Origin of the sequence: Methylobacterium sp. E-005 (assembly GCF_022829725.1) — a bacterium.
GTDB lineage: Bacteria > Pseudomonadota > Alphaproteobacteria > Rhizobiales > Beijerinckiaceae > Methylobacterium.
The window spans coordinates 43,887-58,898 of the sequence record NZ_JAKSYG010000026.1; the positions used below are offsets into that span (position 1 = coordinate 43,887).

At 70.8% G+C, this 15,012-nt stretch carries 9 protein-coding genes; 2 read left to right on the forward strand and 7 right to left on the reverse strand.

What is annotated here, in order from left to right; translation table 11 throughout:
* Nucleotides 1-4: 4 nt before the first annotated feature.
* Complete coding sequence (locus MKK88_RS01665; protein ID WP_243996853.1) at nt 5-2,041, reverse strand: molybdopterin-dependent oxidoreductase; 2,037 nt, start codon at nt 2,039-2,041, stop codon at nt 5-7.
* 247 nt (nt 2,042-2,288) lie between these two features.
* Between MKK88_RS01665 and MKK88_RS01670 the strand changes: the two genes are divergently transcribed.
* Nucleotides 2,289-2,786, forward strand: a complete 498-nt coding sequence (locus tag MKK88_RS01670) for a peptide deformylase (protein WP_243996854.1) — start codon at nt 2,289-2,291, stop codon at nt 2,784-2,786.
* A 47-nt stretch (nt 2,787-2,833) separates the two neighbouring features.
* On the opposite strand, the gene MKK88_RS01675 is transcribed toward MKK88_RS01670, so the two are convergent.
* The 6 genes from MKK88_RS01675 to MKK88_RS01700 form a co-directional block, all read right to left on the reverse strand.
* The gene (locus MKK88_RS01675; protein ID WP_243996855.1) at nt 2,834-3,070 is read right to left on the reverse strand and encodes a hypothetical protein; all 237 of its coding nucleotides are present in this window, start codon (nt 3,068-3,070) and stop codon (nt 2,834-2,836) included.
* A 176-nt stretch (nt 3,071-3,246) separates the two neighbouring features.
* Nucleotides 3,247-4,644, reverse strand: coding sequence for a TAXI family TRAP transporter solute-binding subunit (locus tag MKK88_RS01680; RefSeq protein WP_243996856.1), 1,398 nt, complete (start codon nt 4,642-4,644; stop codon nt 3,247-3,249).
* A gap of 9 nt (nt 4,645-4,653) precedes the next feature.
* A complete protein-coding gene (locus tag MKK88_RS01685) occupies nt 4,654-5,574 on the reverse strand; it encodes a DMT family transporter (protein ID WP_243996857.1) in 921 nt (306 codons plus the stop codon).
* A gap of 24 nt (nt 5,575-5,598) precedes the next feature.
* Nucleotides 5,599-6,867, reverse strand: a complete 1,269-nt coding sequence (locus tag MKK88_RS01690; RefSeq protein WP_243996858.1) for an arsenic transporter — start codon at nt 6,865-6,867, stop codon at nt 5,599-5,601.
* Between the two features lie 67 nt (nt 6,868-6,934).
* Nucleotides 6,935-8,155, reverse strand: a complete 1,221-nt coding sequence (locus tag MKK88_RS01695; protein WP_243996859.1) for a metallophosphoesterase family protein — start codon at nt 8,153-8,155, stop codon at nt 6,935-6,937.
* 385 nt (nt 8,156-8,540) lie between these two features.
* Entirely contained in the window at nt 8,541-9,536 is a 996-nt protein-coding gene (locus MKK88_RS01700) for a helix-turn-helix domain-containing protein (protein ID WP_243996860.1), read from the reverse strand.
* Between the two features lie 452 nt (nt 9,537-9,988).
* On the opposite strand from MKK88_RS01700, the gene MKK88_RS33695 reads away from it, so the two are divergent.
* Entirely contained in the window at nt 9,989-14,959 is a 4,971-nt protein-coding gene (locus tag MKK88_RS33695) for a S8 family serine peptidase (protein WP_279602016.1), read from the forward strand.
* The last annotated feature ends 53 nt before the right edge of the window (nt 14,960-15,012 follow it).

The window sequence follows — 15,012 nt, forward strand, 5'->3', positions numbered from 1 at the left end:
CGGCTCAGGCCGCCCGCACCCACACCGCCGTATCGTGGAAGGCGGCGCCGTCGTTGGGCGCTGCCGGGGTGGAGCCGATCAGCGTGTTGATCCCGCCGCCATCCGCGAAGGATGCGCTCGGCCACAGGCTCTCGACCACGACGACGCCCGGCTGCTGCCCCTCGGCGAGGCGGGCGTGCAGGCGTACTTGGCCGCGGGCATTGCCGAGGTCGACAACGTCGCCCGTTTCGATCCCGAGCCGCGCGCCGTCCTCCGGATGCAGCAGGCAGGTCGGCCGCCCCTCCCGGCGGAGCGACTCGGGCTGGTTGGTGAAGGTCGTGTTGAGGAACTGGCGGGCCGGCGGCGCGATCATCCGGAACGGGTGATCCGCGTCGGCGGGCTCGGCCACCGGCCAGTGATCGGGCAGGGCCGGCATCCCGGCCGCCCGGGGGCCGAGCGCCGCCCAGTCGGGGGCGAAGCGGAACCGCCCGTCCGGATGGCCGAACCCGTTGAGGAAGTGGCTCTCGGCGAAGTCCGGCTGCGCGTCGATCCAGCCCGCCGCCTCCAGCCGGTCGAGCCCGCCCCAGCCCGAGCGGGCCAGGGTGGCGTCCGCCAGTTCCCGGGCACTCATGTGGAAGCCCGCATGGTCCGCCCCGAGGCGGTCGGCCAGGGCCGACAGCAGCGCGTGGTTCGAGCGGCACTCCCCCGGCGGCGGCAGGATCGCCGGCCCCACCTGGATGTGCGTGTGACCGCCGGCCCCGTAGATGTCGTCGTGCTCCAGGAAGGTGGTGGCCGGCAGGACGAGATCGGCGAGGGCCGCGGTCTCGGTCATGAACTGCTCATGCACGGCCACGAACACGTCCGGCCGCGCGAGCCCGGCGCGCACCCGGGCGCTGTCGGGGGCCGAGACCGCGGGATTGGCCGACTGGATCAGCAGGGCGCGCACCGGTGGCCCGCCCTGCAGGGCGTCGGGATCGTCGGCGAGGATGGCGCCGAGCCGGCTCATGTCGAGTTCGCGCACGCCCGGCGCCTTGGCGTCGAGCCCCTCGGTCAGGGTCTTGTCCCAGTTGAAGATCGCGGCCTGCTGCCAGAGGGCGCCGCCGCCTTCGTGCTGCCACGCGCCGGTGACGGTCGGCAGGCAGGTCACCGCGTGGAGATTCACGGCGCCGTTGCGGCTCCGGGTGAAGCCGAAGCCGCAGCGGATGTAGCTGCGCGGCGTCCGGCCGTAGAGCGCCGCGAAGGCTTCGATCTCGGCCGGATCGAGGCCGGTGATCGCCGCCGCCCATTCGGGGGTGCGCGACGCCAGATGCGCCTCCAAAGCCGCGGTATCCTCCGCATGGGCGGCGAGGTAGGCGCGGTCGGCGTGGCCGTCGCGGAACAGGATGTGGAGCACCGCGCAGGCCAGCGCCCCGTCGGTGCCCGGTCGGGGGGCGAGGTGGAGGTCGGCGGCTGCCGCGGTGCCGGTGCGGTAGGGATCGATCACCACCAGCTTGGCGCCCCGATTCTTCCGGGCGCGGCTGATATGGGTCATCGCGTTGACCTGGGTGCTCACCGGGTTGCCGCCCCAGACGACGATCAGGTCGGAGAGCGCCATCTCGCGGGGATCCGGGCCGGCAATCCGGCCAGTCCCGGCGCTCCAGCCCGCGATGGCGATCGCCGTGCAGATGGTGCGCTTGCGCCGCGAATAGCCCATCACATGGGTCAGGCGATGGATGCCGTCGCGCTGGACCAGCCCCATGGTGCCGCCGGAATTGTACGGCCAGACCGCCTCCGGGCCCCCGTTCTGCGCCGCCTCGGCGAAGGCTCCTGCCAACCGATCGAGGGCCGCGTCCCAGGAGATCCGGCGCCATTCGCCGCTGCCCTTGGGGCCGACGTGTTCCAGCGGATGCAGGAGCCGGTCCGGGTGGTGAACACGCTCGCCGTAGCGGCTGACCTTCGCGCAGATCACCCCGGCCGTGTAGGGATTGTCGCCCCCGCGGACCGAGACGACGCGGCCGTCCGCCACCTGCACGTCGAGGCTGCAGGCAGAGGGGCAATCGTGCGGGCAGACGGTCCGGACCAAGCGACGCACTCCCATCGAACGCCCACGGCGCCAGCCTGCCTGATGCAAGGCCCGTGCGTTTTTGAGGCAGCTTGGCTGATTCGAGAGGGACCCGGGGGCGGTCTCCCGATTGCCATCGGGGGCACAGGGCACCGGGCGCACACTTTCGGAGGCGGTCCGGCGTCGGCACAGGGCAGCCCACGGATTGCCCGATCGCCGTGTCGCGATACAGGGAGGCCGCAGCCACACCATCCCAGGTGAACCGACCATGCCGGCCCGCCCCCTCGTCCTGTACCCGGATCCGCGCCTCGCGCATCCGGCCGCCCCGATCGCGGCGTTCGGGCCGGACCTGTCGGCGCTCGCGGCCGATGTCTGGGACACGCTCCTGGAGGTCAGCGCCATCGGCCTGACAGCCCCGCATATCGGCGTGCCCGCACGGGTGGTGGTGATCCGGATGTCCCCCGAGACGGAGCGGCGCGTCTACGTGAACCCCGTTCTGCTCTGGGTGTCGCCCGACACGGCGACCCATGAGGAGGGCAGCGTCAGCATGCCTGGGGTGCGGGAACGGATCACCCGACCGGCCCAGGTGCGGTTCGGCTATCGCGACCTCGAGGGCGCGGAGCACGAGACGACGGCGGAGGGTTTTGAGGCCGCGGTCATCCAGCATGAGATCGATCAGCTCGACGGCGTCTTCTGGATCGACCGTCTGTCACGCCTGAAGCGCGAGCGTCTGCTCAAACGCTTCGGGAAGGTGAAATCAGCTTAGGCCTGCAGGGCTCGCAATCGCGCGATCGGGAGATTTGGTCGCCGCCCTCAGCGCAGGGCCAGCATCTGCGCCGCGTGGGTGGCGACATCCTGCACCGCCGGCATGTCGTAAGCGTAGATGCGCCCGGCCAGGATCACCAGGGCAAGCGTCCAGAACACGGCACCGCCGACCCGCCGGGCCGTCCGGTCGCCGGTGACCTCCGGGCAGGCACGGGCAACCCCGTCCGTGACGGGCTCACCGAACGGATCGAAGGCTGTCGGCCGGATTTCGGAACACGTGCGCATGGTAGACATGTCGCCCCGGACCCGCCCGTCGGCAATGGACCCGTCTTTCGAATTTCCGCGCGCGCGGAGACTCTTGTTCTCTGTTCCGACGCGGACGCAAACACCTTCTTCTCAGGCGCCTGCCCGGGGCCCGGAAACGCGCGAATCTCTTCTCGGGACGGTCCCGCGACCGGTCTTCAGGCCCCGCCGGAACCGTGCAGCCGCACGGATCGCCCGATCCGTCCCCCGGCCTCGTCGGGCCGGGTCCGGCAATCCGCGATGGTGGCCCGGGCCGTGTCGATGGCGACCGAGACCGCGGACAGGACCGGCGGATCGGGCGCCCGCTCCCGGGTGTAGCGGACCACGTCCATGGCGAGCGCGTCGACCTCGACGGTCAGCGCCTCGATCGCCGCCGGGTCGCGCACAGCCCGCGCCTGACCGGCGATCTCCAGGAGCCGGTCGATGATCTCGTCGATCCGCTCCCGGCGCAGGCTCGCGAGCCGCTGCCGGATCCAGGCCAGCACCGAGACGAGGCCGCCCGCCAGCGCGCCGAGGAGGTAGAGCGTGTCGCCGTAGCGCTCGATGAAGCCGTGCTGGTCGCGCTCGTAATAGTCGATGGCCCCGGGATGGATCGGGATGCGGGCGCTGGTTGCCGCCACCGTGGTGTCGTAGGCCGGGGCCTGGACGTACTCGGCGGCGTCCGTCGCTTGCGCGGCGGCGGTGCGCTTCTCGAAGAGCTGCCGGGTCACGTCGGCCACCACCACGCGGCTCAGGGAGGCCCGGGCCATCAGCCGGTACGAGGCGCCCACGGTCTTCACGTCCTCGGCCGGCAGTTTCGGCCGGCCGCCGAACAGGCCCCCCGGGATCGTCACCGCCTGGAGCCGCGGGAAGCGCTCGATCACCGCGTCGTCGTCCTCGACCGTGACGAACGCGACCTTGCCGCCGCGGGCGAGCCCCCGCACGGCTCCCACCAGGGCGAGCGCCTTGGGCGCCGAGGGCGCGATGATGCTGACGAAGGCGTCAATCCGCTTCTCGCGGAAGGCTCCCGCCACCGCCTCCTGATCGACCGGGACCAGCAGGACCGTGGAATCCCGTACGGGGCCGGCCGCCTCATCCAGGATAAGGCCGTAATAGCCCAGGATGTTGCGCAGCAAACCGAGGTCGGCATCCCGGTGGGCCGCGATGCCGAGCCGCTTGCCGGCGAGCTTCGGAAAACCCGTGATGCCGGCCTGTTCCGGCGAGGCGATGATCATCGCCTGATCGCGCAGGATCGCCAGGGTCAGCCCGTTGGTGGGCAGGAGCACGTCGGGGCGGACCACCGCGAGGTCGGCCCGGCCGTCTTGCAGGGCGGCGGCGCTCTCGCGCACGTCGTCGAAGGGGAGGATCTTCAGGCGTATGCTCTCATGGCCGGCATCCAGCGCGTCGGCATAGGCCTTGATCAGCTCCGGCTCGGTGCCGTCCCGGGGGGCGACCGCGATGGTGAGCACCGTCGCCTGGAGGAGATACCACGCCGCCACCCCGCCGGCGCCCAGGAGGGCTGCGCCGGCCAGGAGCAGGACCTCGCGGCGCAGCAACCAAGCGGGGACAGCCCACATCCCGGCCGCTCAGAACAGCGAGATCAGGACGATCCCACCGACCATCAGGGCGGCACCGATCAGGCGCGGCGCGCCGGCCTTCACCTGCTTCATGCCGAACCAGCCGAAATGATCGAGCGCCACCGAGGTGATCAGGTTGGCGGTGATCAGGAGGCCGTTGAAGGCCCCGGCCCCGACCTTGTCGACGAACAGCAGCCCGGCGAACACCGCCACCGCGCCGGTGATGCCGGCGAGCGGCATCCACCAGCGGACCCCCGCGACGTCCTGCCGGCTCGGCAGCGGCGAGGGGCGCAGCAGGAACACCAGGGCGAACACGAACACGACCGGGATGAACGACACCGTGGCGGCGAGCCAGGGATTCTCCAGGGCGCCGCGCAGCTGCGCGTTCCACACCACGCCGACCGCCATGAGGGCGCCGGCCACCAGGATGAACGGGTAGAGCAGCTTGCCGCCGACTCCCTTCTCGCCGCCCTCGCTCTTGCCGCCCGAGCGGGCGATGAAGGTCACGCCCACCGCCATCAGCAGGCCGCCGAGCCAGGCCATCGGCTTGAAGCCCGACGCCTGCAGGCCGAACAGGCCGAACGCGTCCATCGCCAGCGAGGTGAGGATGTTGGCGGTCAGCGTCAGGCCGTTGAACGGCCCGGCGCCGACCTTGTCGATGAAGGCGAGGCCGCCGAACACCGCCACCGCGCCGGCCACACCCCCGAGCGGGGCGTACCAGGGCATCTTGCTCAGGGAGGCGAGGTTCGGCAGCGGCGTCGGCATCGTGAAGAACAGGGTCGCGAACACGAAGACGATCGGCAGGAACGACACCGTCGCGGCGAGCCAGGGATTGACCAGCTTGCCGCGCAGCTGCGCGTTCATGGCGTTGCCGATGGCCTGCAGCGCGCCGGCCACCAGGATGAAGGGATACAGGAGGGCAGCCGTCACGCGCGCAGACCTTGGGTTCGGGGTTCAGATGAGCAGCAGGCCGGCCAGAGCCAGCACGAGGGCCGATGGCATCACCAGCAGGCCGAGCTTCAGGAAGGTCCAGGCGCCGACATCCTGGCCCTCGCGGCGGATGGCGGTGAGCCAGAGGATGGTCGCCAGCGAGCCCGTCACCGAGAGGTTCGGGCCCAGATCGACGCCGATCAGGATCGCGCCCGCGACCTTCTCGGGCACCTGGGCGGTGTGGACGGCGGCGCCCGCGATGAGGCCGGCCGGCAGGTTGTTGACGAGGTTGCACAAAACCGCGATCAGCCCCCCCGCCCCCCAGGCGGTGGCCTCCGGGGCGGCGTGGGCGTAGCCCTTGAGCAGATCCGCCAGCATGGCGAGGACGCCGGTCTTCTCCAGGGCCTCCACCAGCACGAACAGGCCGGCCACCAGCGGCAGCACGCTCCACGACACGTCCTTGGCGACCTCCACGAGGCCGCCGCGCTTGAGCAGCAGCACGACCACGGTGGTGGCCAAGCCCGCCACGAAGGTCGGCAGGCCGAGATCGAGGCCGAGCGCCGAGGCGCCGATCAGCACGCCGCCGGTCGCCACGATGCCGATCCCCGCCACGAGGCCGGTGCGCGAGAGCGATACGGCCTCGACATCGGTCGCCACGCTCTGGCCGCGCAGCGTCTTGGCCTGGGTCAGGCGCAGCACCGCGTAGGTCGTCGCGATGGCGAGAACCGAGGGCAGCGCGAACAGGCCGAGCCAGCGCATGAGCGGCGGCATGTGATCGGCGAAGACCACGAGGTTGGCGGGGTTCGAGATCGGCAGCACGAAGCTCGCCGCGTTGGCGATGAAGGCGCAGACGAACAGGTAGGGGAGCGGATTCTCGACCTTGGCGGCCTTGGTGGCGGCGTAGACGGCGGGCGTCAGCACCACCGCGCAGGCGTCGTTCGACAGGAACACCGTGACGACGGTGCCCACGAGGTAGACCAGGGTGAACAGCCGGGTCGCCGAGCCCTTGGCGGCACGCACCGCGATCGAGGCCAGCCAGTCGAACAGGCCCTCCTTCCGGGCGACCTCCGACATCAGCATCATGCCGACGAGGAACAGGTAGACGTCGGTGCCCTTGAGGACGCCCTCCCAGGCGGTGGCGGGGGCGAGCAGCCCGAGGGCGACGAGGGCGCCAGCGCCGAGCACGGCCCAGATCGCCTCCGGCCACGAGAACGGCCGCAGGATGACGCCGAGCGTCGCGAGGGCGGTGATCGCCCAGGTCGTGATGTTGGGGGACAGCGTCAGCGCGCCCATCGGTTCCGGTAGTCCTGTATCGGGTGAGTCGGGAAAGGGATGTCTGCAGCGTTTCGGATGGGGCCGGCTACCAGTCCCGGCCGTTGCGGTTGGGGCCGAGCTGATCCCCGCGGATGCCCTTGCCGGGCCAAGCCTGCGTGCGGAACGCGTCGCTGCCCGGTCGCTTCGGGGCGGGCGGCGGCGTGAATGCGCAGGACACGGGCTCGATCGTCTCGGCGTCGCTGCCGCCCGTGCCGTCCGCCGCCGTCACCGAGAGACGGTGCGCGCCGCCCGGCCACGGAACCTGCGCCTCGACGGTGCGCGGACCGACCGGATGCATCGGGTGGGGCGGCCCGCCGTCGACGCGGGCGTGGCAGGACCAATGCTCCTGCGGGGCGTTCGAGAGCACGAGGGCGCGCACCGTGATCGTCCCGCCTGCCACCAGAGGCTCCGCGGCGAGGCGCCGGTCGGCCGGGCTCGTGATCATCACGAAGGGCAGCTTTCGGTCGAGGGGCTTGAACCGCCAACTCGTCACGGCGCCGTCGATCGCCCCCACCGCGTAGCCCACCGCGCCGTCCTCGTTCTGGCCGACCGAGCGGGCCGAGGCGTAGAGGGTGCGCCCGTCATGGGCGAGTTCGTTGTAGTGGGTGTGACCCATCTCGACGAGGCGGACATTGTGGCCACGGATCAGGCCCGCCAGCGTGGCCTTCTCGTCCGGCCCGGTGAGGTCGTCCGGATAGGTGTGGGTGAAGACCGCGCAGGGCAGGCCGTCCCGGTCGGCCGCCGCGAGTTCGCTTCCGAGCCAATCGAGCTGGCAGGGACCGAGCCGGAAATCGAGGCCGAATCCCTTCTGGCCGTAGCCGGCGCTGATCATGTCGAGGAACAGGCAGCGCACGCCGGCGAACGTCTCGGCGTAGTAGTAGTGCGGCACATAAATCGGGGTCTGCGGCCGGGGCAGGTAATGCCCGCGGGGCTGGTGACGGCCACCCTGTCGGCTGCCCATCACCTGCGCGAACAGCGCATCGAAATCCGTCATCCTGCCGTGCTGGCGGTCGTGATCCCCGGCGATCAGGCGGACCGGAAGCGCCGAATGGGCCGCCAGGGCATCGGTCAGGATCTTGTACTGCGCCGCCCGCCCGTCCTCGGCGAGGTCGCCCGGCAGGTAGGCGAAGTCAAGGAGACCGCTCTGATGGAGGCCGTCGACCTCGGCGAGGATCGCCCGCAGGTCGATCGCGTTTCGGTCGCCCGGCTGTTCCAGGTGCAGATCGCCGATATGCGCGAAGGCGAACACGCCGCGGGTCCCGCTCATGGGGCCGTTGCGCCGCGGGGAACCGCGTACGCCCGCCCGATCGATCCGCCTGTCCCGCCCGCCATCGCGCCCTCCGGATGGCCCCCGGGAGGCAGCCACACACGTTGCGAACGGCCCGACGCCCCGGACGCCGCCGAGTTCCGTGATCGGGCTGCAGGCTAGGCGGCCCGGAACCTAATTTTTCGTGATCGCGACCGGGACACCGGACAGGACAGGGAAAGTGTCGTGAAATCGGACGCCCTGTGTCTGCTTGCTGGACACATGCCGGGCTTTCACGACGACAGGTCGTGATCGCCCGAACTTTGGCCCCCGCCCGATACGGATTGTGGCTCATCCTGCGCGAGTCAGGCTCAAACCGGGCCGTGAGCGCGCGCAGTCTCCGGCATCAGAGGCTCTCGATCCAGTCACGCAGGACCGCCCCCGGCGCGCGCTCCAGCTCGGCCTCCGGGCGCCGGGGTGCGGTGCTGGGCACGAAGCCGAACCGGCGCTTGAACGCCCGCCGGAAGGTCCGCTCGTCCGAGAAGCCGACCGCGTAGGCGACCTGTGCGACGCGGGCGGCTTGCGGCCCGTCATCCCGCACCAGCATCCGCATGGCGGCCATCAGACGGCGGTCGCGGATGTAGGCGACGATGCCGTGCGGCGCGAACAGGCGGTACAGTGTCGAGCGCGACAGGCCGAGCCGTGCCGCGATCAGAGCCGGCGTCAGTTTCGGATTGCCGAGTTCCGCTTCGACGAGGCGGCGGATCCGGATGCGGGCATCCGGATTGGGGGAGGCCCGACCCGTCTCCTTGCCGCGCAGCCAGGTCGCGCAGAGCTGGGTGATCGCCGCCGAGGCCGCCAGGGCCTCGCGCCGGTCGAGGAGATCGCCGCAGGCGACGACGTTGGCGACGAAACTATGGACGAGGCGCCCGAAGGGATCGCCATCGTGGTCCAGGGCCCGGCCGTGCAGGGCATCCGGGTGGCAGCCCTGCTGCTCCAGGACGGCGCGGGGAATCAGGACGTTGGTGGCGTCGACCGGGTCCGCGACGATGCGCACGGGCTGCCCGAGATCGAACACGATGGCCTGGACCTCGGTGACGGGACCGGTGCGCGGACCGGCCTCCACGAGGCTCTGCCCCCGGCGATAGAACTGCAGCAGGAGATGGTCCAGGCCCTGCTGGCGGATCATCTCCGGCGACCGCACGAGGATGTGGGCCGGCGCCATCACGTCGCCGACCAGGAGGTCGCCGAGGTGATAGCTGCGCATCGCGATCGGGATCGTCAGGTCGGTCTCGGGCCGGAAGCTCACCGCGAAGATGGGGGCGAGATGGTCCTGCCACGCCCGGCCGAGGGCCTGTGGATCCTGCGGCGGCTCGAACCGCAGGCAGGCGATCCTGTTCATCTGGACAGAGCCGGTGGATCGGGATGTAGCGGAGCCCGGATCGGTATTGTCGAGATACATCGCTGAAGCCTAACGCGTATTATTGGCTCGGTTTATAAGTATTTGCGTCTTTACGAAAGATAATCTGTGGCTTGGGTCCGCAATCTTGGGCCGGGCTCGACCGGAGCCAGGGATGTGATCAGTGGGTCCATTCCGTCGTGATGAACATCCTAGCCTATCGCGCTGCCCCGGCGACGTGCGATTCGGCGCGGACGGTGTCGAATGATGTCGCCGGCCAACCGGTGTCCAATGGTTAGCCGACGGGGGCACGGGACTTTCCGTTCCAGAGAAGAGCAAAGCAGTTCCAAATGGAAGGCCCGGACTCATCTGTCGCAGATAAGCGACGGTGCGTTACGTATGCCCTTGCTAACGCGACTCGCAGCATCTTTTGCAGGATCTGCGGGGTCGGAACGATGGATCATAAGCACGGAAAGGCGGCCGACGCCGACGAGGCAGGGTTGCGCGGTGCTGTTTTACGCAGCACCACGATCCGCCGTGCGTCGTCCCGGGCGGGATTATTGTTCGGATGCTCCCTGGCCGCGCTGACGATCGCCCCGGGTCCGGTCGCCGCAGAGGATGACGGTGTGCGCCCGGCACGGTCTCCCTCGACGCTTGACGCCGCAGGCCACCCGCTGACGGCGGCGGACTTCCGGGCGTGGGACGCTTACACCGGGGATTGGGGGCTTGGGGCCATCGACGCCGCCGGAGCCTATGCGCGCGGCTTTACCGGCCTCGATATCCCGGTCGCCGTCGTCGACAGCGGTATCGATAAAGGCCACCCGAAGTTCACGGGCCGTATCTCGAGCGCCTCACGCAATTTCTGGCTTCCGGAACTTGTCTTTCCCAACGGTCGGTCGAGTCAGATGATCGTGGTCGATGTCAACGGCCACGGCACGCACGTTTCGGGTACGATCGGGGCATCGCCAGCCGATGGCCATATGATGGGCGTCGCCTACGAGAGCAGGATATTATCGCTCAGCGCGATCTTGAGCCAATCGGACATAGATCGGATCAGAAAGGAAGAACAGGTTGTCGTTGAAGGCTTGAGATCCGATCAGGCGATCGAATATGCAGCCGATCATGGCGCTCTCGTTCTCAATGGAAGTTACGGTCCGGCGTATCCGAGGAAGAGAAATAGCGATGGAAGCATAAATATAAATTACAAAGAATATCCAATACAGACCATATTTAACGAAGACGATCATGAGGCAATTGCTGCTGCAATCAAAGACGATGTCCTCTCTGTTTTTGCCGCTGGAAACGACGGCCGGGACCAGCCGAAGATCGCAGGCAATCCGGAAGGGAACGCGCTGTTCCCATACATCAAGCCCGAGCATGCGCTGAGCAATGTTTATTATCTACAAGACGATAATGGGCAATCCGCTAACTTCAGAACCGATTTTTCCGATGTCTCTGGGTACGTCATCGCTGTTGTAGCGACCGATTCCCACGATCAGATCGCCGGCTTCAGCAATCGCTGTGGGGTGGCGGCCGCTTGGTGCATCGCAGCGCCGGGCGTCAAGATTGAATCCACGTGGCCGCGGGATCAACGGACGGGGGGCTATGCCGCGATCAGCGGCACCTCGATGGCAGCGCCCCATGTGACGGGTGCCGCGGCCGTGTTGCGCCAGGCCTTCCCATTCCTCAGGGCGCCCGACATCGCCCAAATCCTGTTCACCACGGCCAAGCCGCTGGGCGTGGACGCGGATCACCCGCTCGGGAATCGGGAGACCTTCGGCTGGGGCCTGCTGAACCTCGGCAAGGCGATCGACGGCCCGGGTCAGTTCACCCGCAACTGGACGGTCGATACCACCTATAAGGGCCAAGCCTATTACGGCACCTTCGCCAACGACATCTCCGGAATCGGCGGCCTGACCAAGGTCGGTGCGGGCACCCTCGAACTGTCCGGCACCAACACCTACGCGGGCGGCACCAAGGTCTCCGGCGGCACCCTGGCCGTGTGGCGCGATGCCAATCTCGGCGCGGATGGCACCGGCCTGGCCCTCGGCGGCGGCGGACGGCTGCGCGTCCTGGCGGACGGCTTCTCCACCGCGCGTCCGGTCACCCTCGACGGCCTGGGCGTGCTGCGCATCGACGGCGGCGTCTCGGCCCGCTTCGCGGGGGTGATCGCCGACGGGGCACAGGCCGGGACGCTCGGCAAGATCGGGCCCGGCACGCTCGAACTCGCCGGCGCCAACAGCTACACGGGCGGCACCGAGATCCGGGGCGGCACCCTGGCCGTGGGTCACGATGCCAATCTCGGCGCGGCCGGCGCCGGGCTGACCCTGAGCACAGCCGGTACGCTGCGGATCCTGGCGGGCGGGTTCTCCACCACGCGGCCGATGACCCTCGACGGCGCCGGGATCGTGTCGATCGACGGCGGCTCCGCGCGGTTTGCGGGCGTGATCGCGGATGGCGACCAGCCGGGCTCCCTCATGACGGAGGGGGCCGGCACCACGATCCTGTCGGCGGCCAACACCTATACGGGCGATACCCGCGTGGCGGGCGGCAGCGGGCTGGCTCTGACGGCGACCGGGCGCCTCGTCTCGGAGGTGTTCGTCGACCGGACGGCGAGCTTCACCAATGCCGGCCTCGCCGCCAGCGGCGTGTGGAACCTCGGCACCGTGAGCAACACCGGTACGATCGCCGGCGGCGTGACCAACAACCCCCGCGCCACCGCGACGAATGCCGGCACGATCACGGGCGGGCTGAGCAATGCCGGACTGGCCCTCAACACCGGCCTGATCTCCGGCGCTGTCTCGAACAGCGGCTGGCTCACCACCAGCGGGACGATCGCCGGCAGCCTCACCAATGCCGGTCAGGCGACCAACAGCGGGACGATCACCGGCGGCGCGGGCAACACCGGCAGCCTGACCAACGCCGGCACGATCGCGGGCGGGGTGTCGAACGGCGGCACCCTGGCGACGAGCGGGGCGATCACCGGCGGCCTCGCCAATGCCGGCCGGACCCAGAACAGCGGCACGATCGCGGGTGGGGTGTCGAACAGCGGCACGCTGGCCACCCGCGGCACCCTCGCGGGCGGGCTGACCAACACCGGCACCGTCACGGCCAGCGCAGGCCGGATCGACGGCGCCATCCGTAACATGGGCGGCACCCTCGCCATCACCGGAGCGGTCGCCAGCGACGGCAGCCTCGCCAATGCCGCCGGCGCCACCCTCGCGGTCGCCGGCACCGGCGCCTACAGCCTCGCCGGGCCGCTCACCAACGCCGGCACGGTCGCGGTGGCCCAAACCGCCAGCTTGGCGGCGCCGGCCGGCCTGAGCAATGCCGGGCTCGTCGCCAGCGACGGCATCCTCACCACCGACCTCACCAACACCGGCACCGCCCGCCTCTCGGGCCAGCTCAACGGCGCGCTGACCAACACCGGCAGCCTCCGCGTCACCGGCCCGCTCGCCGGCCTGACCCGCCTGACCAATGCCGGCCCGCTCGACCTCGGCGGCCAAGCCATCACGCTCGCCAGCCTCTCGGGGCCGGCCTCCGGCGTGATCGCCAACGGCGCCCTCACCGTCACGGGCGCGGCCAGCACCGCCTATGCCGGCGCCATCCTGGAGAGCACCGCCCCGACCCGCCTGACCAAGGCCGGATCCGGCACCCTCAAGCTCACCGGCCCCGGCCGCTTCTCCGGGCCGACCACGGTCCAGGCCGGCACCCTCTCCCTCGACGGGGTCTGGGCTTCGCCCGTGACGGTGGCGGCCGCCGGGACGCTGCGCGGCATCGGCACGGTCGCGGCGCCGGTCGCGGTGGCGGGCGCCCTGCGGCCGGGCAACTCCCCCGGCACGCTCACCGTGCTCGGCCCGGTCGCCTTCGCGTCCGGCAGCCTGCTCGGCCTCGACATCGACGGGACCGGCACCGGCACCGGCGCGGGCCGCTACGCCCGCCTGCTGGCGCTCGGGCCCGGCGGCGCGGTCGCGGCCAACGGCACCCTGGTGCCGGTGCTGCGTGGCATCACCGGCAACGCCAGCAACGCCTACACCCCGGCGCTCGGCCAGCGCTTCGACGTGCTGGTGGCGCAGGCCGGGCTGTCGGGCGCGTTCACCGGGCTGGCCCAGCCGACAGCGGGCCTGCCGGCCGGGACGCGCTTCGACGCGCTGTACCGCGCCACCGGCCTCGACCTCGTGGTCACGCCGGCCGCCTACGGCAGCCTCGCCGGGCTCGGGCTCGCCCAGACCAGCAACGCACAGGCCGTGGGCGCGGCGCTGGACGTCGCCCGCCCGGCCGCCGGCACGCGGCCGGACGCGGAGCGGGCGCGGGTGTTCGACGCGCTCTACGCGGCCGGGCCGGCCACGCTGCCGGGGGGGCTGGCGAGCCTGTCGGGTCAGGCCTATGGCGATGCCGTGATGGCCGATCTCGCCGCGCGCCGGCTGGTGAGCGACACGATCGACCGGCACCTGCGCGGCCAGGGCGGCGGCGCGGCTTCGTTCAGTGCGGGCGATCCGGGCCTCGGCCCGAACCGCTCGGCGCTGCAGCTGCGCGGGGCGGCGGGCGCGCCGGACCAGCCGCTGGCGTCGGGCGAGGGCCGGGTCTGGGCGGACGCGCTGTACGGGTTCGGGTCGCGATCCGGGGACCGGGCGGCGGCGGGCGCGGATCTCGATGCGGGCGGTCTGGTGCTGGGCGTCGACCGGCAGCTGGGATCCGGGATCGGGTCCGACACGCTGGTGGGCGGGGCGTTCAGCTACCTGCGCCAGACTGGCACGGCGAAGGGACAGAGCCAGGGCTTCGGTCTTGGCCGGAGCACCGCCGACAGCTACGGCGGCACGCTCTACGCCACGACGCGGCTGGGCGCGGTGGTGCTGCGCGGTACGGCCGGGCTGTCCTACGCGGATGGCCGGGTCGACCGGACGGTGTCGCTGGGCGCAGGCGTCTCGCGGGCGGGCGGGCTGACCTCGGGCTGGGACGCGGGGGTGTCGGGCTTTGCCGGCTATGTGCTGGGCCTGGGGCTTCCGATGGAGCTCGTGCCGGAGGTGGGCGTCAGCGTCGACCGCCTGACCCGGGCGCGGGTGGCGGAGCGGGGCGGTCTGGCGAGCCAGAGCTTCGCCACCGCCGACCTGAACGCGGCGCGTGTCCTCATCGGCGGTCGTGTGGCGAGCCTTCGGCTGGACGGCGGCGTGGCGGGTCTGCGCCTGGAGGGCCGGGCCTACTGGGCGCACGAACTCGCCGACACGTTCGCCCGGGTGCGCACGGGGCTGTTCGGGGTGCCGTTTGCGACGCGTACGAGCGCGCTGGGGCGGGACGGGGCGGTGCTGGGGGTGAGCCTGACCGGGCCGGTGGCGGCGGGGGTGCAGCTGTCGCTGAGCTACACCGGCGACCTGCGGCCCGGCGCCAACGCCCAGGTCGTCTCCGCAGCTTTGCAGGCCCGCTGGTGAGGCTGGACGGCGCGTTGAAGCGGGCAAAGCGGCTGGTCTGCGCCAGTACGCTC